Consider the following 21,889-nt stretch of genomic DNA (forward strand, 5'->3'; position numbering starts at 1 on the left):
GACTCCGGGGGGCATGGCCACAGGTGGAAGCGCAGGAATTCCTGACACAAGGGGATCCAACCGCGAATTCCGTGACGCCGCAGCTTGGGCTAAAGCCCAATCGGCAAACCGTCAGCCGGCCGCACTACTTCCGTGCCCCACGCAACTCGGCGACGATCTGCTGCAGCATCTCCGGCGTCGCCTCTGCCGGATCGATCGGCTCACCCACCGCCAGCGTCAACCGGCTCATCACGCCCTTCTGGACAGGCCGCGGCCAGCGCGCGTCGTTGGCCCGCGAAAACACGCTGCCCCATAGCCCGCGCAACGCCATCGGTATTACCGGCGCCGGCGTGCGGCGGATGATCTCCGTCACGCCGTGGCGGAACGGATTCATCTCACCGGTATTCGTAAGCTTGCCTTCCGGGAAGATGCAGACCAGTTCGCCCTCGGCGAGCGCCTCTGCGCAGCGCTCATAAGCGCGCGTCAGCAACGCCGGATCCTGATGGGCGGGCGCGATCGGAATCGCCTTCGCATGGCGGAACACCCAGCCGGCGAACGGCGTCTTGAAGATCTGATGATCCATCACGAAGCGGATCGGCCGCGGGCTCTCGGCCATGATGACGATCGCATCGACGAAGCTCACGTGATTGCACACCAGCACGGCCGCCCCCTCTTCCGGAATCCGTTCGGCGTGAACCAGACGGATCCGGTAGAACGTGTGTACCAGCATCCAGGCAATGAAGCGCAGCAAAAACTCGGGCACGAGCGAATAGATGTACGTCGCGACGACAATGTTCAGCAGCGCGGTGACGAGGAAAATCGCCGGAATGCTGAAGCCAGCCGCGGTCAGCCCCATCGCCATCAACGCCGAGACGATCATGAACAGCGAATTCAGAATATTGTTCGCTGCGATGATGCGCGCGCGGTGGCTCGGCTGGCTGCGGCTCTGGATCAGCGCATAGAGCGGCACGCTATAGAAGCCGCCGAACATGGCCAGCAGAAACAGATCGGCAAGCACGCGCCAATGGGCAGGCCGCGCGAGGAATTCGCCGACGCTCAGCAAATGCCCGGCGGCCGGCAACGCATGACTCGCGAAAAACAGATCGATCGCGAACACGCTCATGCCGATCGAGCCGAGCGGCACGAGGCCGATTTCGATACGCCGCTTCGAGAGCTTTTCGCACATCAGCGAGCCTAAACCGATGCCGATCGAGAACGTGCCGAGGAGCACGGTCACAACGTCCGGATCGGCGGACAGCACGTTTTTCGCGAAGCTGAAAAATGAAGACAGAAAGGTTGCGCCGACGAACCAGAGCCAGGAAATCCCCAGCAGGCTTAGAAACACCGTCCGGTTTTCGCGCGCGAGCTTCAGGTTGCGCCACGTCTCGCTGACCGGATTCCAGTTGATGCGCAGATCCGGCTGCGGCGCCGCGGTGACAGGCACGAGGTTCGACACGAGCCGCCCCGCCAGCGCAATCCCGACACATGCGCAGGCCAGCACCACGGCGCCATGCTCGACGAAACCCGCGCCCACGCCGCCGACGATCGTGCCGATCAGGATCGCGACGAAGGTACCCATCTCGACCATCCCGTTACCGCCGACCAGTTCCGACTTCGACAGATGCTGCGGCAGGTACGAATACTTGACCGGTCCGAACACGGTCGAATGGACTCCCATCAGAAACGTGCACGCATACAGCAGCGGCGCGCTATGCAGCCAGAAACCCGCGCCGCCGATCAACATCACGACGATTTCGAAACTCTTGACGAAGCGCGTAAGCATCGCCTTGTCGTACTTGTCCGCGATCTGGCCGGAGGTGGCCGACAGCAGCACGAACGGCAGAATGAAAATCGCCGAGATCAGGAATGCCGCCGTTTTCGGGTCGACACCGGAAAAGCGTGCCGCCTGATACGTCACGAGCGAGGTGAAGCCGATCTTGAACACGTTGTCGTTCATCGCGCCGAGGAACTGGGTCCAGAAAAACGGCGCGAAGCGGCGCTGGCCGAGCAGGCCGAACTGGGACTCGTGCGCTTCGTGAGGGCGGGCGGCACGGCGGGCGGCAGGTAACGGACGATCGCTCATGAAGGTCGGAGAACGGGCTAAAGGAACAACAAAGGGGAACGGGCCGGGCACAAAAAAAGCGCACGCTTTCGCGCGCGCCTTGACCCCATCATCAGACTCACGGCAACGGCGCGAGCGCCGCGGTGAGCCACCGCGCGTTAGTTAGCGCGGCGTCGGTTGCTGTTCCTGCTGTTCTTCCGGCCAGTCGCGGATGTAAGCCTTGAGCATGCGGTTTTCGAAGCCCTGCTCTTCGACCACCGCCTTCGCGACGTCGTAGAACGAGATCACGCCCATCAGCGTGCGGCTTTCCAGCACCGGCAAATAGCGCACATGATGTTCGAGCATCATGCGACGAACCTCGTTGACGTCCGTTTCGGGCGTGCAGGTGAGCGGATGGTCGTCCATCAACTTGCGGATCGTATTGGTACCAAGGCTACCGTCATGCTTGCTCAAAGTCAGAATAACTTCGCGGAACGTCAGCATGCCGACGAGGTCGCCGTATTCCATCACGACCAACGAGCCGATATCGTGCTCGGCCATTGTATTGACTGCGTCGTGCAGCTTTGTATCTGGCGTAACCGTGAAAAGAGTGTTGCCTTTGACTTTAAGAATGTCGCTGACCCGCATGATCTGTCTCCGTGATACCCGCTAAGCTGATAATGCCTGAATGACTTTCGATCCTAGCGGAAAGGTCCATAAAAGGAAAGCGGCCCGCCCACCAAGGCGCAGCGGGCGTTGGCACGGCCTGCCGGGCACGATCCGGAGCGTGCGCATCGGGAAAACCGCGCTTGAAGCGATCCATGCCGGTGATAGGATGGCCGCCACTTTCACCTTTCGCGAGGCCGTCCGTGGCCTCGCCGCCCAGGATGTCCGCCAACCGTTTCGATACGCTCGCGCTGCACGCCGGCGCAGCGCCTGACCCAACCACCGGCTCGCGCGCCACGCCGATTTACCAGACTACCTCGTTTTCGTTCCGCGACTCGGACCACGCCGCGTCGCTCTTCAATATGGAACGCGCCGGCCACGTCTATTCGCGCATCTCGAATCCGACCGTGGCCGTGTTCGAGGAACGGGTCGCCGCGTTGGAAAACGGCGCGGGCGCGATCGGCACCGCCAGCGGCCAGGCCGCCCTCCATCTGGCGATCGCCACCTTGATGGGCGCCGGCTCCCATATCGTCGCGTCCAGCGCGCTGTACGGGGGCTCGCATAATCTGCTGCACTACACGCTGCGGCGCTTCGGCATCGAGACGACCTTCGTCAAACCCGGCGATCTCGACGCGTGGCGTGCCGCACTGCGTCCGAACACGCGCCTGCTGTTCGGCGAGACGCTCGGCAATCCCGGCCTCGACGTGCTCGATATCGCCGCGGTGGCGCAACTCGCGCACGAACACCGCGTGCCGCTGCTAGTTGATTCGACCTTCACCACGCCCTACCTGCTCAAGCCGTTCGAGCATGGCGCCGACTTCGTCTATCACTCGGCGACCAAATTCCTCGGCGGCCACGGCACCACGATCGGCGGCGTACTCGTGGACGGCGGCACTTTCGACTTCGACGCGTCCGGCCGCTTCCCCGAATTTACCGAACCGTACGAGGGCTTTCACGGCATGGTGTTCGCCGAGGAAAGCACCGTCGCGCCGTTCCTCCTGCGCGCGCGCCGCGAGGGCTTGCGCGACTTCGGCGCGTGCCTGCATCCCCAAGCCGCCTGGCAACTGCTGCAAGGCATCGAGACGCTGCCGCTGCGCATGGAACGGCACGTCGCGAATACGCGCAAGGTGGTTGAATTCCTGTGCGCACACCCTGCCGTCGAAGCCGTCGCCTATCCGGAACTGCCGTCGCATCCGGACCATGCGCTCGCGAAGCGTCTGCTGCCGCGCGGCGCAGGCGCGGTGTTCAGCTTCAATCTGCGCGGCGATCGCGCCGCCGGACGCAGCTTCATTGAAGCGCTTTCGCTGTTCTCGCATCTCGCGAACGTCGGCGACGCGCGCTCACTGGTCATCCACCCTGCATCGACGACGCACTTCCGCATGGACGCCGCCGCGCTCGCCGCAGCCGGCATCGCCGAAGGTACGATCCGCCTGTCGATCGGCCTTGAGGACCCCGACGATCTGATCGACGACCTCAAGCGCGCGCTGAAAGCCGCGCAGAAAGCGAGCGGGACGACTGCGCCTGGGAGCGGGCCGTCTGGTTCGTCCGGCGCGGCAAAAAGCACTGCCCCCAGTGCATCCGCTGCTCCGACCCAAGGCAAGCCATCCGCCGATGCCGCCAAATCCCGCCCGGAGTCCGCATGATCCTCACCGTTCAAGGCAAGCCCGCTTACGCGTACACCGGCGGCAAACCATTCGACTCCAGCCTGCCGACCGCAGTGTTCATCCACGGCGCCGAGCACGACCATAGCGTGTGGGCATTGCAAACGCGTTACTTCGCGCATCACGGCTTCAGCGTACTGGCCGTCGATCTGCCAGGGCACTGCCGCAGCGCCGGCCCGGCACTCACCACTGTGACAGCAATGGCCGACTGGCTGGCCGCCCTGCTGGACGCCGCGGGCGTGCAGCGCGCATTCGTCGCCGGCCACAGCATGGGCTCGCTGATCGCACTCGACTTCGCCGGCCGCTATCCGGCGCGCGTGACGCACCTGGCGCTGCTCGCCACCGCCGTGCCGATGGCCGTCTCCGACGCCTTGCTCGACGCCGCCCTGCATCGCGAGCCCGATGCAATCGACATGGTCAATCAATGGTCGCATTCGACGCTCGCCGCCAAGCCCTCGTGCCCCGGCCCAGGCTTCTGGCTGCACGGCATGAACCAGCGACTGATGGAGCGTGTCTCGGCGAACGGCGAGCCACGCCTGTTCCACACTGACTTCACCGCATGCAATGGCTACGCGGATGGCCTCACCCGCGCCGCGGAGGTGCGTTGCGCGACACGATTGATCGTGGGCCGGCGCGACGCGATGACGCCACCGCGGGCGGCCAAAGCGCTTGCCGACGCGCTCTCGCAAGCCGGCGTACCGGTCGACACCGTGATGCTCGAAGCCGGTCATGCCCTGATGACCGAGCAGCCCGACGCCACGCTCGACGCGTTGTTCAGCTTCGCCTCGAAGGCCTCAAGCGCCGTTCCACAGGGCGTTCAATAGTCGCTTGCGAGTCGCCACAATAACCGCGCAGGCACAGGCGCGCCATCGGCCGAATGGCCAGGTTGCACGCATAGCCCGATAGCCGCACAATGGGTCAAGCCTGTCCTGTTTCGAGTGCGTTCCGGGCAAGTCGGCGCGCGGCGATGCAACCTGGGAGCGACGGGCACGGAATCGAGTAGCGTCGAAATTCGGAGGCCGTGATGGCTCAAACCGCGCACACCGATCACTTCGCGAGTTTCGCGGAGTTCTACCCGTACTACCTGAGCGAGCATCGCAACACGGTATCGCGGCGGCTGCATTTCGTGGGTTCGCTCGGCGTGATCGGCTGCCTCGCCATGGCGCTTGCCACGGGTGACTGGCTATGGCTGCCGGCCGCCGTCATCTGCGGATATGGCTTTGCCTGGGTCGGGCATTTCTTCTTCGAAAAGAACCGGCCGGCTACCTTCCGGCATCCGCTTTATAGCCTGATGGGCGATTGGGTGATGTTCAAGGACATCTGCGTCGGGAAGATTTCGCTGTAGGTTTCGCCGCCGCTTCAGGCGGCCTGAGGTGGCATTGAAGAAGCACCCTGCTCGCTTTCCTGCGCTCGCGTTGCCCGCGCGGCAGCGCGCGCTGCCAGCAGCGCGGCGAGCGTCACTTCCAGCTTGTCGTTTTCCAGCGCCGCGAGAAGCGTCTGGCCATCCACGCGCGTGGAGGCCAGTTCAAGCTGATACTCGAGCTCCGCGCGGTCGATCACGAACAGGTCGAACAGACGCTTAACCGTGATCTGCGCAGGATTTGCCAGCAGCAGGAAGTGCGGACGCGTGCCGTCATCATCCAGGCGCGCGATCCACTCGATCTCCTCAAGCTTTTGCAGCAGATTGATCGTGGTATCCATCTCCCGGCGAAGCATTCGCGAGAGCTCCTGCACCGTGTAGCCGCGCTTGCCCGCGTCGCGTGCTTCCGAGAGCCGCGCGAGAAGTTCGAGCGAATCGAACAGATCGCTACCCTCGAAGGTCGGCCGGTGAAACTGGCCAATGCGGATCGCCGGCAACGCCGACGCGATCATGGCACCGGCCAGCGCGATGAACCAGCATAGGTACATCCACAGCAGAAATAGCGGCACAGCGGCAAATGCGCCGTATACCGTGGTGTAGGTCGGAATCCGGCGTACGTAATAGCCAAAGCCCCGCTTGGCGAGTTCGAAGGCGATCGCGGCAGCGACCCCGCCGATCACCGCGTCGCGCCACTCCACCCGGCAGTTCGGCAGAAACACATAAAGCATTGTGAAGGCGAGTGCCGTCAATGGCAGCGCGGCGCCGGTCAGCGCCCAGTCGATCACCGACGGAATATGCTGGACGGCCGTGAACGCCATGGACCGCGTGAACAGATAGGAAGAAATCGACAGGCTCACGCCGATCAGAATCGGGCCGAGCGTGATGATCGCCCAGTAGACCAGAATGCGCTGCGCGATCGGCCGCGCCTTGCGCACCCGCCAGATCACGTTGAAAGCGGATTCCACGGTCATCATCGTCATCACGGCGGTGACGAACAGAAAAATCATGCCGATAGTCGTGAGGCTCTTGGCCTTCGACGCGAACTGGTTCAGATAATCGAAAATCTGACTGTTGAGCTGCGCGGGCATCAGATGGTCGGCCAGGAAAATCTGCAGCGACATCTGAAACGAACTGAAAATCGGAAACGCCGTGAATAGCGCAAACGCGACGGTGGCGAGCGGCACGAGCGCGAGCATGGTGGTGAACGTGAGACTGCCGGCCACCTGCGGAATGCGGTCTTCGCTGCTGCGCTTCGCGGCAAACTGCGCGAGCCGTTTGAGCATGTCGAGATCGAAACGCACCCTGGACAACAAACCCACTTCCGTGCTCCTTCAATCGGTGTTTCAGGACAGTGCGCGAGGCCTGGCCGAATGGCTATGGATGGCCTGTGCAGCGGACCCAGCCCCTATAATACCCGTTCACTGATGAGGCCTATGAAAGACATTCTCGTGCTTTATTACAGCCGTCACGGCGCCACGCGCGAGCTCGCGCTGGCCATCGCGCACGGCGTCGATAGCGTCCCCGGTATGCAGGCGCGCGTGCGCACGGTACCGGCGGTTTCCACCGTCTGCGAAGCGACCCAGCCGGATATTCCCGCTGAAGGGCCGCCCTACGTCGAACTGCGCGACCTCGAAGAATGCGCCGGTCTCGCGCTCGGTTCGCCCACCCGCTTCGGCAACATGGCCGCATCGCTGAAATATTTTCTCGACGGCACCACGCCGCAGTGGCTTTCGGGTGCGCTGTCCGGCAAACCGGCCTGTGTGTTCACGTCTACCGGAAGTTTGCATGGCGGCCAGGAATCCACACTGCTGTCCATGATGCTGCCGCTTTTGCATCACGGCATGCTGATCGTGGGCATTCCGTACACCGAGAGCGCACTCTCCACCACGCAAACTGGCGGCACGCCCTATGGCGCATCGCATTTCGCACGTGCGGGCACGGCCGAACAGGGCATTTCCGCCGACGAAAAGACGCTTGCGATTGCCCTCGGTGCACGCGTCGCCCGCACGGCGGCGTCCATGAGCGAGCGCCCGTGAACGCAACCGCCATGCCCGTGCAGCAAAAACGCACTGCCGCTTTCGGCGCCGCCACCTTGCTCGCGTTGATCGCGCTGTCCGTCGCGTGGGAATGGTGGCTCGCGCCGCTGCGTCCGGGTGGCTCGGCGCTGGTGCTCAAAGCCGTGCCGCTGCTGCTCGCCCTGCCCGGCGTGTGGCGGCACCGGCTTTACACGCTGCAATGGGCGTCGATGCTGATCCTGCTGTATTTTGCCGAGGGTATCGTCCGCGGCTGGAGCGACCGCGGCCTGAGCGCCCGCCTCGGCTGGCTCGAAGCCACCCTCGCCCTGGTTTTTTTCGTTTGCACGCTCGCGTATGTCGCACCATTCAAGCGCGCGGCGAAACGGGCTGCAAAAGAGAACGCCAGACAGAAAGGCGAGCAGACCGAGGGAAGTGCAAGCTGAGAACAGCGCCTCCCGCGTCACTTCCTGCGTAACCTGTCCGCCGAACACCCTGACCGACCAACATGACCCAAGCCGCTTTCCTCACCGCTTGCCGCGACACCATCGGCGCCGCCCAGGTGCTGACCGATCCGCACGACACCGCCCCTTACTTCACCGACTGGCGCCGCCGCTACACCGGCTCGGCCTGCGCTGTACTCTGTCCGGCCACGCCTGACGAAGTCGCGGCGCTCGTCAAACTCGCCGTCGAGCATCGCATTGCATTAGTGCCGCAAGGCGGCAACACCGGTCTGGCTGGCGGCGCCACGCCGGATGCAAGCGGCGCGCAGGCAGTCATCAGTCTGCGGCGTCTGAACCGCATACGCGACATCGATCCGCACAACAACACCATCACCGTCGAGGCCGGCGTCATCCTCGCCGAAGTGCAGAAGCACGCCGAGGAAGCCGGCCGCCTGTTCCCCCTGAGCCTCGCCGCCGAAGGCAGCTGCACGATCGGCGGCAATCTCGCCACCAACGCGGGCGGCACTGGCGTCCTGCGCTACGGCAACACACGCGAACTGTGTCTCGGTCTGGAAGTGGTCACCCCGCAAGGCGAACTGTGGGACGGCCTGCGCGGACTGCGCAAGGACAACACCGGCTACGACCTGCGCGATCTGTTCATCGGCGCGGAGGGTACGCTCGGCATCATCACCGCCGCTGTGCTCAAGCTGCATCCGCAGCCGGCCGCGCGCGTCACGGCGCTCGCCGCGCTCGCGTCGCCTCACGCGGCGCTCGATTTCCTGTCGCTCACGCAACGCGTCGCCGGGCCGCTTCTGACCGGCTTCGAACTGATGTCGGATTTCTGTCTGCGGCTGGTGGGCCGGCATTTCGAACAGATGCGGTATCCGTTCGCCGAACCGCATGCGCAAGTCGTGCTCCTGGAACTGTCTGACAGCGAGAGCGAGGCGCATGCACGCGGGCTGTTCGAGCGCCTGATGGAAACCGCGCTCGAAGAAGGCCTGGTCGAAGACGCCGTGGTCGCAGAAAATCTCACCCAGTCGCGTGCGTTCTGGAATCTGCGCGAACACATCCCGCTCGCGCAAGCTGAAGAAGGCCTGAACATCAAGCACGATATCTCGGTACCCATTTCGCGCATCGGCCACTTCATCGAGGAAACCGATGCAGCGATCGCGCAAGCCGTGCCGGGCGTGCGCATGGTCACGTTCGGGCATCTCGGCGACGGCAATCTGCATTACAACGTGCAGGCACCCGAGGGCGTCGACGCAAAGGCATTCCTCAAGACCTGGCAAAGTCCGATCAACCAGCTCGTCTACGACAGCGTCCACCGGCATCGCGGCAGCATCAGCGCGGAACACGGCCTTGGCCAGTTGAAGATCGACGAGGCGATGCATTACAAGCAGGACGTCGAGGTGCAGTTGATGCGCGCCGTCAAACGCGCGCTCGACCCACTGAACCTGATGAATCCGGGCAAGGTGCTACGCTAAGGTTTGAAACCTTCGCCATTGGTGCGGGGCCCATTGCAGGAGTTGTCGCCGTGAAGATTCGAGTGCTGTCCGATCTGCATCTGGAGAACGACGAGCCCGAACTGATCCCGCATGCGCACGCGGATCTGATCGTGCTGGCCGGCGACATTCACAATCACGCGGCCGGCCCGCGCTGGGCCGCGCAGACTTTCGACGGCGCCGTGCCGGTGATCTACGTGCCCGGCAATCACGAGTACTACGACGGCGAATTCGGTGCGCTCGAAACCGCGCTGTATGACGCAGCCGCGCAAGTCGATAACGTGCATGTGCTGAACAATGCCGCACTGGTCGACCCGCAAGGCCGCTGGCGCGTGCTCGGCACCACCTTGTGGACCGACTTCACTTTATATGGCGCGGACCCTGACACGCTCGCCGAGTGCATCGACATGTCGCGCCGCGCGATGCTCGACTTCCGCGGCCTGATCCAGATGAACTGGCCACACGACACCCAGGACGTGCCACGCGACTTCACACCTGACGATTCCATCGCGCTGCACCGGCAAGCGCGCGCCTGGCTCGAAAACGAGCTGGCCAGACCGTTCGACGGCAAGACGATCGTCGTCACCCATCACGCGCCGCATCGGCTGAGTCTGGCCGAGCGCTACGCGGAGGACCACGTGTCGGCCGGTTTCGTCAATCATTTGCCGGAACTGGTGCGCTCGCCCGTTGCACTGTGGATTCACGGGCATACGCATACGCCGTTCGATTACACCGTGAACGGCACGCGCGTGGTCTGCAATCCACGCGGCTATCTCGACCGGCGCACCCGCCAGCCGGAGAATCCGCTGTTCGCATGGGATAAGGTCGTCGAGATATAGCGCCGACTTGGGGCCGATCTGGGTAGCGCAGCCAGGCGCCACGCACTACGCTGCTGTTGTCGTCGGGTTCAGGTCTTGCCGCGGGTGAGGGGCGCATTGTCGTTGGCGCATTGACGTGTCGGCGTTAAATCGCCCGGATAACTCGAATCGGTCAAACCCGCCAGGCCGGTTATCTCCGGAGGTCGCTCATGTGTGGTCGAATCAGCCAGTACCGCGATCCGCATCTGTACGCACGGCAGCTTGGCCTCGCCGATCCGCTGATGCTGTTCGACTCCGCCGACCGCCGACCCGGCTACAACCTCGCGCCGGGCACTCACCCGCTCGCGATTTACCCGGACCAGACGCTGCACGCGATCCACTGGGGTTATTGCCCGGAGTGGGCGCGCGAGCAACATCTGCCGCAGACGATCAATGCACGTGCCGAAACCGCGCCGCATACACGCTACTTCAAAGACCTGTGGAAAACCGGACGGGTACTGGTGCCGGCGGACGGCTGGTTCGAATGGCGCATGGAAGCAGCGCCCGGAACATCAAACAGGGATGACACGGAGGAAGCCAGCGCAACCGTCCGCCAACCCTACTTCGTGCATCTGAAAAGCGACGTACCGATGTACCTCGCGGCCTTATCGAGCGTACGCGGCACGGAGCCGCAAACGGAAGGCATGGGATTGGTGATCGTGACGGCCACTGCCGATGCGGGCCTGATCGACGTGCACGGGCGCCGCCCGCTGGTATTCGCGCCCGATGCGGCGCGCCGCTGGCTGGATCCGACCCTGAAGTTCGACGAGCTCGAGCAGCTTGCGCGCGGCGCCTGCTTACCTGCGGCGCGGTTTCGCTGGCACCGTGTGAGCCCTGAGGTAGACCGCACGCTCAACGACGAGCCGGGTCTGATCGAAGCGCTGCACTGAAAACGTGCGCAGCGCGGAGCGAAACTGATCGGCGGCCGGACCGCAACGGCGCGGTAACGCGGAAAACACACCGAAGAAATGCAACTGGAAACTCAATCACCGGGCGCTCGATAACCGGGCGCCGCGGCCAAGGTTCAACGTTCGCGCCGTTGTTCCTGCAAATCAGGGCGCTCGACCTTGATCGGCACCAGTTGCGGCTGCCGGTCGCGCAGGCGGCGCAGCAAATCGCGCGATGCGGCGATTCCGATCAGTCCCAACATGACGGCCACGCCGATCATCAGATGCGTATCCATGAATTCCTCGTCCTTCAGTTGTTGCGGTCGTTGCGATTGGCCGAACGGCGGCTAATTGAACGCGTCCGGCTGAATGCGGCAGCGCATGAACCACACGTTAGCAAATCGACCGCGGCGTAGAAGTAAGGAAATGTTGCGACGCGGCACTTATGTAACAGGCTGTCACCCCACCCGTGCCTGGAACCGTCAACAATGGTCAACTGCGGCGTGACGCTGCTTCAGCCGCGCGCGAACTTGCGCAATTCTTCCTGATCGACGGCCAGCGTGACGGGCAGCTCGTCGCGCAGGAATTCGACCCAGGTGCGAATTTTCGCGTCCAGATACTGCCGGGACGGATACAGCGCGTACAGATTCATTTCCTGCGATGTGTATTCCGGCAACAACCACACGAGTTCACCGCTACGTAAGCCCCTGATCGCCGAGTACAGCGGAATCAGTCCGACCCCCATGCCGTTGCACGCCGCGACCGCCATCGCTTCGGCGACATTCACCTGGAAGGTGGCCGGGCCGAGGACGATGGTTTCCTCACCGTTCGGGCCGTCAAAGATCCATTTGTCGGTCGGGAAGACCGGCGTCACCATTTGCAGACAGGTGTGGCGCGCGAGGTCAGAAGGCGTTTGGGGCACGCCGTGCCGCTCCAGATAGGCCGGCGACGCGCACGCGATGCTGAACGCGCTGCCCAGCCGCTGCGACACCAACCCCGAATCCGGCAGGCCGGTTGCCAGTGTCAGCGACACGTCGAAACCTTCGTCGAGCAGATCAGGCATGCGCTGCGCGAGCGTCAGTTCGATATGCACGTCCGGATAGCGCTCCTGATAGCGGCCCACCGCCGGCACCACATAGTGTTGGCCGAAGCTCGTCATCGCGTGGACCTTGAGCTTGCCGGACGGACGCGCGTGGGCGTCGCCTGCCTCCGCTTCCGCCTGATCCACGTAAGCAAGGATCTGTTCGCAGCGCTGCAGATAGCGCTCACCCGCCTCGGTGAGCGCAATACGGCGCGTAGTGCGGTTCAGGAGGCGCGTGCGCAGATGCGCCTCCAGATCGGAAACCGCGCGCGACGCGTATGCCGTGGTCGTGTTCAGGTGCTGCGCGGCACCCGTAAAGCTGCCCGCTTCGACGACCCGGACAAATACGCGCATGTTTTGAAGCGTATCCATACTTTTCCTAGAGATCGGTAGCGATTGTTACACGATTCGCAAAGGCGATTGTCTCATATTGCGTAAAAATGCCTTGCATCTTTACCGGTTATTCCCCAATCAATCAAAAAATATAATGACGCACATGCTTCTATAGTCAAATTTGGAGGAAATCGTGCAGTCTCCGGTACAGAAAGGGATCGCCGCAGCCGCGGTTCTTACGATCCTATTAACAATCGCCGGCTGTGCCAGTACCGGAGGCATCGCGCCGCAAGACCGCGGAATCGAACCCGCCTCGCTCGACGCAGGCAACGCCATTCGGGCCGCCAACGCGGACGCCCAATGGCCCGCCGCCGACTGGTGGCGCGCGTATAACGATCCGCAGCTCAATGAATGGGTCGAAGCCGCGCAGACGGGTAATCCGAGTCTCGCTGTCGCCCAGGCGCGCGTGCGCGAAGCCGTGTCGATGGCGGGCGTCGCCCGTTCGGCGCTATCGCCCCAAGTGAACGGCAGCCTGTCGATCCAGCGTCAGAAATGGGCCGACAACGTCTACTACGGTCCGGGCCCGCTCGCGGGCGAGCAGTCGTGGAATAACACCGGCACCCTGGGTCTGTCGTACAACCTCGATCTCTGGGGCAAGGACAAGAACGCCGCCGAACGCGCGCTCGACGCTGCCCATGCAAGCGCGGCGGACTTCCGCGCCGCCCAGCTCGAACTGGAAGGCAACGTGGTGCGCACGTACATCGAGATGTCGATGAACTACGCGCTGCTCGATATCGCCAAATCCACGCTGCAGCAACAGCAACAGATCGTCGACCTGGCGAACCGGCGTCTGAAGGGCGGCATCGGCACTCAGCTCGAAGTGAGCCAGGCCGAAACGCCGATGCCGGAATACGAACGCCAGATCGATGCGCTCGAGGAAAAGATCGCCCTTGGCCGCAATCAAATGGCCGCGCTGGCCGGCAAGGGTCCGGGCGCGGGTGACGCGATCCAGCGTCCGGCGCTCTCGCTCGACACCGCACCCGCCGGTCTGCCGAGCGCCCTGCCCGCGGATCTGATCGGCCATCGGCCGGACGTGGTCGCGGCGCGCTGGACGGTAGCGGCGCAAGCGCGCGGCATCGACGTCGCCAAGGCCAACTTCTATCCGGACATCAACCTGCTGGCGTCGATCGGCGGATATGCCGCGATGGGGCCGCTGTTCCAGTTTCTCAAGGACCCGTCGCATAGCTGGAGCGCGGGTCCGGCGCTGTCGCTGCCGATCTTCGACGGCGGACGTCTGCGCTCGCAGCTCGGTGCGGCGTCGGCTGGGTACGACGAGGCGGTCGATCGCTATAACCAGTCGATCGTCGGCGCCCTGAAGGACATCTCCGATCAGGTGATCCGGATCCGTTCGCTCGCCACCCAGGCGCAAGACGCCGACCGCTCGGTCGCAGCGGCTCGCAAGAACTACGATCTGGCGCGTGAAGGGTATCGGCGCGGTTTGACCGACTATCTGAATGTCCTGATCGCGCAAAGCCAGTTGCTGCGCGCGCAGGAAGGTGTCGCGAAAATTCAGGCCGAGAGGCTGGCCGCGCATGCATCGCTGGTCACCGCTTTGGGCGGTGGACTCGATGAACCGGCCAATGGTCCTCAGGCGAATGAGACGCTGCCGGCGCATGGCAAAGGCAAGAGCCAGACGTCGGCAGGTTCGAACGCCACCGCGGCTGCGTCCACGGCCGAGTAAGGAAGCCGACCATGTCCGCCTCCCCCTCGCCTTCCTCGCGCCCGGCATCGTTTGCCGCGCTCTACTCGGCCGCCGCCGACTGGGCGCGCACCGACGGCCTTACGTGGGTCTACCTGTTCAAAGCGCTCGCCGCCTGCTTTCTGGCGCTCGGCATTGCGATGAAACTCGACCTGCCGCAGCCGCGCACCGCGATGACTACCGTGTTCATCGTGATGCAGCCGCAAAGCGGCATGGTGTTCGCCAAGAGCTTCTACCGGATCTGCGGCACGCTGGTCGGCCTTGTCGTGATGCTGGCGCTGATCGGCCTGTTCGCGCAGCAGCCGGAACTGTTTATCGTCACGACCGCGATCTGGGTCGGCATCTGCACGGCAGGTGCCGCACGCAATCGCAACTTCAAGTCGTACGGTTTCGTGCTGGCTGGTTATACCGCCGCATTGATCGGCATTCCCGCTTCGCAGCACCCGGATGGCGCGTTTCTGAGCGCGCTTACGCGGGTAGCCGAAGTGGTGGTGGGCATTGTCTGCGCGGGCGCAGTCAGCGGCCTCGTGCTTCCGCAATTCGCCGGCTTGCAGATGCGCGGCACCGTGCGTGCGCGTTTCTCGGCGTTCGTCGAGTATGTGTCCACCTCGCTGGCCGGCCGCAACGACCGCGCGCAGATCGAAGCGACGAATGCACGCTTTGTCGCCGATATTGTCGGATTCGAAGCGGCGCGCAGCGTCGCCGTGTTCGAAGGTCCCGATTCGCGGATGCGCGGCGGCCGTCTGGCGCGGCTGAACAGCGAGTTCATGACCGCGTCGACGCGCTTTCACGCCTTGCATCAGTTGATGAACCGGCTGCGCGATACGAACACGAGCGGCGCGACCGTCGCGATCGAAGCGCTGGAACCGTACTTCAAGGAAATCGCCCCATTGCTGGCGAAGTCGGGTGAACCCGTGCTGAGCGCTGCCGATGCCGCCCACGCCGCGGCCCAACTCGATGCGTATAAAGCCGAGCTGCCCAAGCGGGTGCGCGCGACACGCGCCGCACTGGAAACGCAGCCGGACGCACCGCTGCTCGATTTCGACACCGGCGCCGAACTGCTGTACCGCTTCATCGACGATCTGCACGCGTACGCGGCCACCTATGCCTCGCTTGCCGTCGACACGCACGAACGCGAGCGCTGGATCGAGCGTTACGAGCCGAAGACCAACGCGATCGCCGCCGGTGTCGCCGGCTTGCGCGCGGCCATCGTGATGATGGTGCTCGGCGCGTTCTGGATCGCGACCGCATGGCCGAGCGGCTCGACGCTTGTGCTCACCGCGGCAGCCACCTGTGCGCTGGCATCGTCGTCGCCAAATCCGAAGCGCACAGCGTTCCAGATGGCAGGCGGCACGCTGGTCGCCGCGGTGATGGGCATGATCGCAGTGTACGGCGTGTATCCGCACATCGACGGCTTTCCGCTGCTGTGCGCAGCGCTCACGCCGTTCCTGCTGCTCGGCGTATTCATGACAACGAGGCCCGCGCTCGCCGGCTACGGCGTCGGCTACTGCATCTTCTTCTGTTTCCTCGCCGGTCCGGACAACCTGATTCACTACGACCCGAGCGGCACCATTAACGATGGGATTGCACTGGTGCTGTCGATGCTGGTGTCGTCGGTTGCTTTTGCTGTCCTGCTGCCGCCTTCGACACCGTGGCTGCGCAACCGCCTGCTGGTGGACCTGCGCCGCCAGGTAGCGCTGGCGAGCCGTGTGGGCATGCGCCGGGTGCGTTCACGCTTCGAGAGCGGCGCACGCGATCTGATGTTCCAGATCAACGCGCTCGCGCAAAACGAACCCGAACTCAAACGCGACACCTTGCGCTGGCTCTTCTCGGTGCTCGAAGTGGGCAACGCGATGATCGACCTGCGCCGCGAAGTGGCCGCGTTGCCCGCCGACGCGCGCTATGCGAAGTCGATGCCATGGCGCATCACATTGCGAGCAATGCGCGATGCAGTGACCGCGCTATTCGAACGGCCGCGCGCGGACCGCTTCGACCGCGCGCTGTCTGCAACCGTCGATGCCATCGCCGCCGTTCAACGGATGCTGACCACCTTCACGCCACCGCGCGAGGAGCGGCATCAACTGCAACGCATTCTGAGTCAACTGCATTTCATTCGTACCGCGCTGCTCGATCCGCAATCGCCGCTTGAACCGCTGATGCGCGGACCTGCCAACGCGTCAGAGGGAGTTCGTCATGCCACGTGATATCGCTGTTTTCGACGCCTACGTGCCGGCCATTGTGCTGCTGTTTATCGCGGGCGCCGCGCTTACCTGGGTGTTGGACCGCGTGATTGCCTATACGGGCTTGTATCGCGTGGTGTGGCATCCATCCTTGTTCCGGGCCAGCTTGCTCGTGTGTGTGTGCGGCGTGCTCGGTCTCGCCGTTTATCGTTGATCAGAGTCGAAACATGACCATCCGAAATCTTGTTGGCTTCGTCGCGACAGCCATTATTTTTATCGTCGCGATTTTGATTGGGCGCGCGTTGTGGGTTCATTACATGGATGAACCGTGGACACGTGATGGGCGCGTGCGCGCTGAGATCGTGAATGTGGCGCCCGATGTTTCTGGCGCGGTTGTCGATCTGCCTGTTAAGGACAATCAACTGGTGAAGAAGGGGGATCTGTTGATGCAGATCGATCCGTCGCACTATCAGATTGCTGTTGAGCAGGCGGAGGCTGCCGTTGCTGCGCGCAAGGCCGAGTTGCAGATGAAGCGGGATGATGCGCAGCGGCGGGCGGATATGGATGCTTTGGTTGTGTCCAAGGAGAGTCGCGAGAATGCGACTCATACTGCTTCTGCTGCTGAGGCTTCTTATCAGCAAGCTTTGGCCGCGCTTGATGCGGCGAAGTTGAACCTCGAGCGGACTCGGGTGGTGTCGCCGGTTGATGGTTATGTCACTAACCTGAATGTGTTTCGTGGTGATTATGCTACCGCTGGGTCTGCCAAGCTGGCGATTGTCGATAGCCACTCGTTCTGGGTTTATGGGTATTTTGAGGAGACTAAGCTGCCTCATGTTCGGATCGGCGACAAAGCCGAAGTTCGGCTGATGAGTGGCGGCACCCTGCAGGGGCATGTCGAGAGCATCTCTCGCGGGATCTATGATCGGGATAATCCCGAAAGCCGCGAGCTGCTGGCTGATGTGAATCCGACTTTTAATTGGGTGAGGTTGGCGCAGCGGGTGCCCGTGCGGGTCAAGATTGATTCTGTGCCGGATGGGGTTGTGTTGGCTGCTGGGATTACTTGTACTGTTGTTGTTAAGGCAAGCTAAGTTGTTGGCCTTCGCGGCGCTTGATTGGTTGTTTGGCTGTGGCGTTGGCCTTTCCTTGATTTCTTGGTGGTCTATTAGCGTTGCCCCTGTGCGGGGCGGCACTTACTTTCTTTGCCGCCGCAAAGAAAGATAAGCAAAGAAAGCGGCTCAACCCGCTAATTCTTAAGTGGGGCCCCCGCGCAGTTGCGGTAGTGGTGCATCTGGAATCTGAGCTCTCGCACATTCGGCGTTAGTGACAAAGCGCTCATCAGCTCCCACTCCGCACTGCGTGCGTCGCGGATGGGTCTGCCAGGGACACCTGGGGCTTCGGTGGCGAAGCGGGGCCATCGCTTCGCCTCGGCGGCGCTGCGCGCGTCGAGGCGGTGCTTCGGTCGCGGTGAGTCATTCCCGATTTTTTAGTTGCGGGGCTTCGCTGTTTTATAGCCTGAATTTTCCGACCATCTGCTTCAGGCCGCGTGCCTGGTCATCCAGCGAGCGCGCAGCCGCTGTCGCCTGCTCCACCAACGCGGCGTTCTGCTGCGTGCCCGAATCCATCTGCGTTACCGCAAGGTTGATCTCTTCAATCCCCGCGCTTTGCTCGGACGACGCCGCCGAAATCTCTCCCATGATGTCGGTCACGCGCTTCACCGCCCTGACCACTTCATCCATGGTCTGACCGGCGTTTTGGGCCAGTGTCGACCCGTTGCTCACTCGCTCCACCGACGTGCTGATCAAACCCTTGATCTCCTTGGCGGCAGCCGCGCTGCGCTGAGCAAGATTGCGCACTTCGGCCGCAACCACCGAAAATCCACGGCCTTCCTCGCCGGCTCGCGCTGCTTCAACCGCTGCGTTCAACGCGAGAATGTTGGTCTGAAATGCAATCCCCTCGATCACGCCGATGATGTCGCCAATGCTCCGCGCGCTATCGTTAATCTCGTTCATCGTCGCAACCACGCGGCTCACCACGTCGCCACCCTTCTCCGCGATCTCCGAAGCATTGTTGGCCAGCGTGCTCGCCTGCTTCGCGTTGTCGGCGTTCTGTCTAACCGTGGAGGTCAACTGCTCCATGCTGCTCGCGGTCCGCTCAAGCGCCATCGCCTGTTGCTCGGTGCGCTGCGACAAGTCGAGATTGCCCATCGAGATTTCGCCCGAGGCCGTCGCAATCGCGTCCGCACTTGAAGCGATGTCGGAGACCGTCGTGGCGAGGCCGCTTTGCATGTCGTGCAGCGCGTACAGCATACTCGACTTGTCCTTGCGCCCCAACGCAATCTGATTCGACAGGTCGCCCGCCGCGATCCGGCTGGCAATTTCCTTTGCGTACGCCGGCTCGCCGCCAAGCTGGCCGGCAAGGCGGCGCACCACCCACTCGCTAATGCCGAACGCCAGCGCGATCAATGCAATCGTCATCACCGCGATCATCACGAACGACGAGTGGTAGATAAAACCCGACGCCTCGATGGTCGCCTTCGCGGCAGTACCGCGCTGCGCAACGAGTTCGTCAACGAGCTTTTCCAGCTTGCCGGTCTCGACCAGCAGCGAAACGTCCTGTGTGCCGACCTGCCAGTTCATCTGCGAAAGATCGAGCGGCTGCGCTTTCACAAGCGTCACGAAGTCACGCAAGTGGCCGCTCCACACGGCGACAGCAGCGGCAAATTTCTTCTGCTGGTCGACGGCCTTCGCGTCGGATGTGTCGACGTACTGTTGCAACGTACCCAGTTCCGTGGCGAGACCGCTCAAACCCTTGTCGATGTCAGCGCCGAGATCGTCGCGTTCCTTAGCGGTCGTTGCGGTCAGCAACATCTTTTGCGCGCGGCTCGCGCGCAACATGTGGCCGCGCGCTTCTTCGGCAGCGCGGCTGGCAACGTGGCCCTGGTCGTAAATCGATTGGGTGGAGGCGTTCAGGCGGCTGATCTGGGTCAGCGAAAAAACGCCGATCGCGAGCGTGCCAATCAGCAACACGGCAAACGCAAGGCGCAGCATCGTCTTCACCGACAAGCCCTTGATCCGCACGGCACGCGAGCGGCTGCCCTGTCCACGCGATGGCGACGGCTTGCCCGCCGCTTCCCCCTCCGGTACGAACCCCGCGCCCGTCTGGCCGCCCAGCGAAACTGCTTTCATATTCCTCGTCCCCACGTATCGAACTGCCGGAAAGGTCGGTTCCGGCATTCATGCCTATCTCTCCGGGTCTACGGCATAAACGTCTGCGATCTTTAACGCCACTCACGTCATGCCGACCGTCGCGCCCGGTCCTCGACGAATCGCTTTGTAAGCTTCTCGCCCGCGACCGTTTTATACATGGCCAAAAATCCCCGAACCGCATTTATCAGATGACTTGCCAACCACGCGTGGTAATGGCAACACATTCGCCGCGAGCACCACCGCGGTGCACCCGACGCCCGGTTTCCGCGCAGCCGTGGCGCCCGGCAAGACCCGCAAGTGTCCGATTCGCGACAAAACTTGTCCTTACATTTCATGGAAGCCACATTAAACTTCGACAAATAGCTGACAACGCCGAACGCCGCGTCGAAATGCCGCACCAGCCGAACAGGCACGCGAACATGAAAAATGACGACGCGCCGGCAGCTTGAGATCTTTACCTTTCACCCCTCTCTTCTCTCTCATCTAGCGTATGGAAACGAGCCTCGATAAAAGCGCCCTCGCCGGCGCCTCAGCCTCTCCCGCCAGTCCTGCCGCGCCCGCGGCCGCCGCGCAGCCGGCCGCAAAAGTCCAGCGCACGGTGTACTCCGTGCTGGGCGCGATCAGCTTTTCGCATCTGCTCAACGACATGATCCAGTCGTTGATTCTGGCGATCTACCCGATGCTGAAAGACAACTTTTCGTTGTCGTTCGGACAGATCGGCCTGATTACGCTGACCTACCAGATCACGGCGTCGCTGCTGCAGCCGCTTGTCGGCAGCTATACCGACAAGCATCCGAAGCCGTATTCGCTGCCGGTCGGCATGGGCTTCACGCTCGCCGGGCTGCTGCTGATGTCGGTCGCGCCGAGTTTCGGCGTGCTGCTGGTGGCGGCTGCGCTGGTCGGCTGCGGCTCGTCGGTGTTTCATCCGGAATCGTCGCGGGTGGCGCGGATGGCGTCGGGCGGCCGTCACGGTCTGGCGCAGTCGCTGTTCCAGGTGGGCGGCAATGCGGGTTCGTCGCTCGGACCGTTGCTCGCCGCATTGATCGTGATTCCGCACGGCCAGCGCAGCATCGCGTGGTTCTCGGTGGCGGCGCTCGTCGCGATCGTCGTGCTCACGCAGATCGGCCGCTGGTACAAGCAGCATCCCGCCGTGAAGAAGACGCGCAGCCAGACCGGTCACGCAACGCTCTCGCACAACCAGGTCATGTTCGCGATGGGCGTGCTGATGCTGCTGGTGTTCTCGAAGTACTTCTACCTCGCCAGCATCAACAGCTACTTCACCTTCTATCTGATCGACAAGTTCCATCTGCCGGTGCAGGCCGCGCAGGTCCACCTGTTCGTATTCCTCGCGGCGGTTGCTGCGGGCACGGTGATCGGCGGTCCGATCGGCGACAAGATCGGTCGCAAGTACGTGATCTGGGTGTCGATCCTCGGCGTCGCACCGTTCACGCTGCTGCTGCCGTACGCCAACCTGTTCTGGACCAGCGTGCTGACGGTGATCATCGGTATCGTGCTGGCTTCGGCGTTCTCGGCGATCCTCGTCTATGCGCAGGAGCTGATTCCCGGCAAGGTGGGGATGATCGCCGGCCTCTTCTTCGGTTTCGCCTTCGGCATGGGCGGGATCGGCGCTGCGGTGCTCGGGCAGTTGGCCGACGCCACCAGCATCACCTATGTGTATAAGGTCTGCTCGTTCCTGCCGCTGATCGGCGTGCTGACGGTGTTTCTGCCGAATGTCGAAGGCAAGCGCGCGAAAGCATGATGAGGTCGCGTCTGGTTGCATGAAGAAAAAGGCGCTACGGCGCCTTTTTCTTTGGACAGCGGATTGTCACGGTTGCTTGTGGCTGCCCGCCCCCTCATGGTGAACCCGCGTTGTCCGCGGGGCGGCGCCTGCACTATGCTTGTGCGGATGGTTGTACTGCTCT

Annotated in this window: 19 protein-coding genes; 13 read left to right on the forward strand and 6 right to left on the reverse strand. The window is 63.1% G+C overall.

Annotated elements, in window-relative coordinates; all coding sequences use genetic code 11:
- Window positions 1–124: 124 nt before the first annotated feature.
- Complete coding sequence (locus tag KHO31_RS02585; protein WP_201069856.1) at window positions 125–2,062, reverse strand: MFS transporter; 1,938 nt, start codon at window positions 2,060–2,062, stop codon at window positions 125–127.
- Window positions 2,063–2,203: 141 nt separating this feature from the next.
- Window positions 2,204–2,668 (reverse strand): CBS domain-containing protein, encoded by a 465-nt coding sequence (locus KHO31_RS02590; RefSeq protein ID WP_201069857.1) that lies wholly within the window; start codon window positions 2,666–2,668, stop codon window positions 2,204–2,206.
- A 239-nt stretch (window positions 2,669–2,907) separates the two neighbouring features.
- On the opposite strand from KHO31_RS02590, the gene KHO31_RS02595 reads away from it, so the two are divergent.
- The 3 genes from KHO31_RS02595 (at window position 2,908) to KHO31_RS02605 (ending at window position 5,692) form a co-directional block, all read left to right on the forward strand.
- Window positions 2,908–4,329, forward strand: a complete 1,422-nt coding sequence (locus KHO31_RS02595) for an O-acetylhomoserine aminocarboxypropyltransferase (protein ID WP_236071047.1) — start codon at window positions 2,908–2,910, stop codon at window positions 4,327–4,329.
- Window positions 4,326–5,171 carry an alpha/beta fold hydrolase gene (locus tag KHO31_RS02600; protein ID WP_201138603.1) on the forward strand — a complete coding sequence of 282 codons (846 nt, stop codon included), beginning with the start codon at window positions 4,326–4,328 and terminating at the stop codon, window positions 5,169–5,171. The genes KHO31_RS02595 and KHO31_RS02600 overlap by 4 nt, the downstream gene beginning before the upstream one ends.
- A 200-nt stretch (window positions 5,172–5,371) precedes the next feature.
- A complete protein-coding gene (locus KHO31_RS02605) occupies window positions 5,372–5,692 on the forward strand; it encodes an Mpo1-like protein (protein WP_012433756.1) in 321 nt (106 codons plus the stop codon).
- Window positions 5,693–5,706: 14 nt separating this feature from the next.
- On the opposite strand, the gene KHO31_RS02610 is transcribed toward KHO31_RS02605, so the two are convergent.
- Window positions 5,707–7,020, reverse strand: a complete 1,314-nt coding sequence (locus tag KHO31_RS02610) for a YihY family inner membrane protein (RefSeq protein WP_236060703.1) — start codon at window positions 7,018–7,020, stop codon at window positions 5,707–5,709.
- Between the two features lie 120 nt (window positions 7,021–7,140).
- Here KHO31_RS02610 and wrbA point away from each other — a divergent pair, with 120 nt between their 5' ends.
- The 5 genes from wrbA to KHO31_RS02635 all read left to right on the forward strand — a co-directional run bounded on the left by wrbA (window position 7,141) and on the right by KHO31_RS02635 (window position 11,411).
- Window positions 7,141–7,743, forward strand: coding sequence for an NAD(P)H:quinone oxidoreductase (gene wrbA / locus KHO31_RS02615; RefSeq protein WP_115780521.1), 603 nt, complete (start codon window positions 7,141–7,143; stop codon window positions 7,741–7,743).
- 11 nt (window positions 7,744–7,754) lie between these two features.
- Window positions 7,755–8,165, forward strand: a complete 411-nt coding sequence (locus tag KHO31_RS02620; protein ID WP_211622832.1) for a DUF2069 domain-containing protein — start codon at window positions 7,755–7,757, stop codon at window positions 8,163–8,165.
- 62 nt (window positions 8,166–8,227) lie between these two features.
- Window positions 8,228–9,646: an FAD-binding oxidoreductase gene (locus KHO31_RS02625; protein ID WP_201069862.1), complete on the forward strand. Its 1,419-nt coding sequence runs from the start codon at window positions 8,228–8,230 to the stop codon at window positions 9,644–9,646.
- Between the two features lie 50 nt (window positions 9,647–9,696).
- A complete protein-coding gene (locus KHO31_RS02630; protein ID WP_201069864.1) occupies window positions 9,697–10,503 on the forward strand; it encodes a metallophosphoesterase in 807 nt (268 codons plus the stop codon).
- Between the two features lie 188 nt (window positions 10,504–10,691).
- Window positions 10,692–11,411 carry an SOS response-associated peptidase gene (locus tag KHO31_RS02635; RefSeq protein ID WP_201069867.1) on the forward strand — a complete coding sequence of 240 codons (720 nt, stop codon included), beginning with the start codon at window positions 10,692–10,694 and terminating at the stop codon, window positions 11,409–11,411.
- 134 nt (window positions 11,412–11,545) lie between these two features.
- Here the strand turns inward: KHO31_RS02635 and KHO31_RS02640 are convergent, their stop codons facing one another.
- Window positions 11,546–11,704 (reverse strand): hypothetical protein, encoded by a 159-nt coding sequence (locus KHO31_RS02640; protein WP_201069870.1) that lies wholly within the window; start codon window positions 11,702–11,704, stop codon window positions 11,546–11,548.
- A gap of 218 nt (window positions 11,705–11,922) precedes the next feature.
- Window positions 11,923–12,861, reverse strand: a complete 939-nt coding sequence (locus tag KHO31_RS02645; RefSeq protein ID WP_201069873.1) for a LysR family transcriptional regulator — start codon at window positions 12,859–12,861, stop codon at window positions 11,923–11,925.
- Between the two features lie 154 nt (window positions 12,862–13,015).
- On the opposite strand from KHO31_RS02645, the gene KHO31_RS02650 reads away from it, so the two are divergent.
- From KHO31_RS02650 to KHO31_RS02665, 4 genes are read left to right on the forward strand one after another with little or no spacing between them, the layout of a single operon-like run.
- Entirely contained in the window at window positions 13,016–14,563 is a 1,548-nt protein-coding gene (locus tag KHO31_RS02650; RefSeq protein WP_211622640.1) for an efflux transporter outer membrane subunit, read from the forward strand.
- 11 nt (window positions 14,564–14,574) lie between these two features.
- Window positions 14,575–16,785 carry an FUSC family protein gene (locus tag KHO31_RS02655; protein ID WP_211622642.1) on the forward strand — a complete coding sequence of 737 codons (2,211 nt, stop codon included), beginning with the start codon at window positions 14,575–14,577 and terminating at the stop codon, window positions 16,783–16,785.
- Entirely contained in the window at window positions 16,775–16,975 is a 201-nt protein-coding gene (locus KHO31_RS02660) for a DUF1656 domain-containing protein (protein ID WP_063496755.1), read from the forward strand. The genes KHO31_RS02655 and KHO31_RS02660 overlap by 11 nt, the downstream gene beginning before the upstream one ends.
- 13 nt (window positions 16,976–16,988) lie before the next feature.
- Window positions 16,989–17,849: an efflux RND transporter periplasmic adaptor subunit gene (locus tag KHO31_RS02665; protein WP_201069881.1), complete on the forward strand. Its 861-nt coding sequence runs from the start codon at window positions 16,989–16,991 to the stop codon at window positions 17,847–17,849.
- Between the two features lie 417 nt (window positions 17,850–18,266).
- Here the strand turns inward: KHO31_RS02665 and KHO31_RS02670 are convergent, their stop codons facing one another.
- On the reverse strand, window positions 18,267–19,946 hold the full coding sequence (locus tag KHO31_RS02670; RefSeq protein ID WP_201069884.1) for a methyl-accepting chemotaxis protein: 1,680 nt from the start codon (window positions 19,944–19,946) through the stop codon (window positions 18,267–18,269).
- A gap of 511 nt (window positions 19,947–20,457) precedes the next feature.
- Between KHO31_RS02670 and KHO31_RS02675 the strand changes: the two genes are divergently transcribed.
- On the forward strand, window positions 20,458–21,726 hold the full coding sequence (locus KHO31_RS02675) for an MFS transporter (RefSeq protein ID WP_211622644.1): 1,269 nt from the start codon (window positions 20,458–20,460) through the stop codon (window positions 21,724–21,726).
- The last annotated feature ends 163 nt before the right edge of the window (window positions 21,727–21,889 follow it).

Origin of the sequence: Paraburkholderia domus, assembly GCF_905220705.1 — a bacterium.
GTDB lineage: Bacteria > Pseudomonadota > Gammaproteobacteria > Burkholderiales > Burkholderiaceae > Paraburkholderia > Paraburkholderia domus.

What these genes read in the sequence shown, in the direction of transcription:
- KHO31_RS02645 (WP_201069873.1), bottom strand. Translation starts at nt 12,861, where the DNA reads ATGGATACGCTTCAAAACATGCGCGTATTTGTCCGGGTCGTCGAAGCG.
- KHO31_RS02600 (WP_201138603.1), top strand. Translation starts at nt 4,326, where the DNA reads ATGATCCTCACCGTTCAAGGCAAGCCCGCTTACGCGTACACCGGCGGC.
- wrbA (WP_115780521.1), top strand. Translation starts at nt 7,141, where the DNA reads ATGAAAGACATTCTCGTGCTTTATTACAGCCGTCACGGCGCCACGCGC.
- KHO31_RS02625 (WP_201069862.1), top strand. Translation starts at nt 8,228, where the DNA reads ATGACCCAAGCCGCTTTCCTCACCGCTTGCCGCGACACCATCGGCGCC.
- KHO31_RS02665 (WP_201069881.1), top strand. Translation starts at nt 16,989, where the DNA reads ATGACCATCCGAAATCTTGTTGGCTTCGTCGCGACAGCCATTATTTTT.
- KHO31_RS02595 (WP_236071047.1), top strand. Translation starts at nt 2,908, where the DNA reads ATGTCCGCCAACCGTTTCGATACGCTCGCGCTGCACGCCGGCGCAGCG.
- KHO31_RS02585 (WP_201069856.1), bottom strand. Translation starts at nt 2,062, where the DNA reads ATGAGCGATCGTCCGTTACCTGCCGCCCGCCGTGCCGCCCGCCCTCAC.
- KHO31_RS02670 (WP_201069884.1), bottom strand. Translation starts at nt 19,946, where the DNA reads ATGAAAGCAGTTTCGCTGGGCGGCCAGACGGGCGCGGGGTTCGTACCG.
- KHO31_RS02605 (WP_012433756.1), top strand. Translation starts at nt 5,372, where the DNA reads ATGGCTCAAACCGCGCACACCGATCACTTCGCGAGTTTCGCGGAGTTC.
- KHO31_RS02655 (WP_211622642.1), top strand. Translation starts at nt 14,575, where the DNA reads ATGTCCGCCTCCCCCTCGCCTTCCTCGCGCCCGGCATCGTTTGCCGCG.
- KHO31_RS02640 (WP_201069870.1), bottom strand. Translation starts at nt 11,704, where the DNA reads ATGGATACGCATCTGATGATCGGCGTGGCCGTCATGTTGGGACTGATC.
- KHO31_RS02590 (WP_201069857.1), bottom strand. Translation starts at nt 2,668, where the DNA reads ATGCGGGTCAGCGACATTCTTAAAGTCAAAGGCAACACTCTTTTCACG.
- KHO31_RS02635 (WP_201069867.1), top strand. Translation starts at nt 10,692, where the DNA reads ATGTGTGGTCGAATCAGCCAGTACCGCGATCCGCATCTGTACGCACGG.
- KHO31_RS02675 (WP_211622644.1), top strand. Translation starts at nt 20,458, where the DNA reads ATGGAAACGAGCCTCGATAAAAGCGCCCTCGCCGGCGCCTCAGCCTCT.
- KHO31_RS02660 (WP_063496755.1), top strand. Translation starts at nt 16,775, where the DNA reads ATGCCACGTGATATCGCTGTTTTCGACGCCTACGTGCCGGCCATTGTG.
- KHO31_RS02620 (WP_211622832.1), top strand. Translation starts at nt 7,755, where the DNA reads ATGCCCGTGCAGCAAAAACGCACTGCCGCTTTCGGCGCCGCCACCTTG.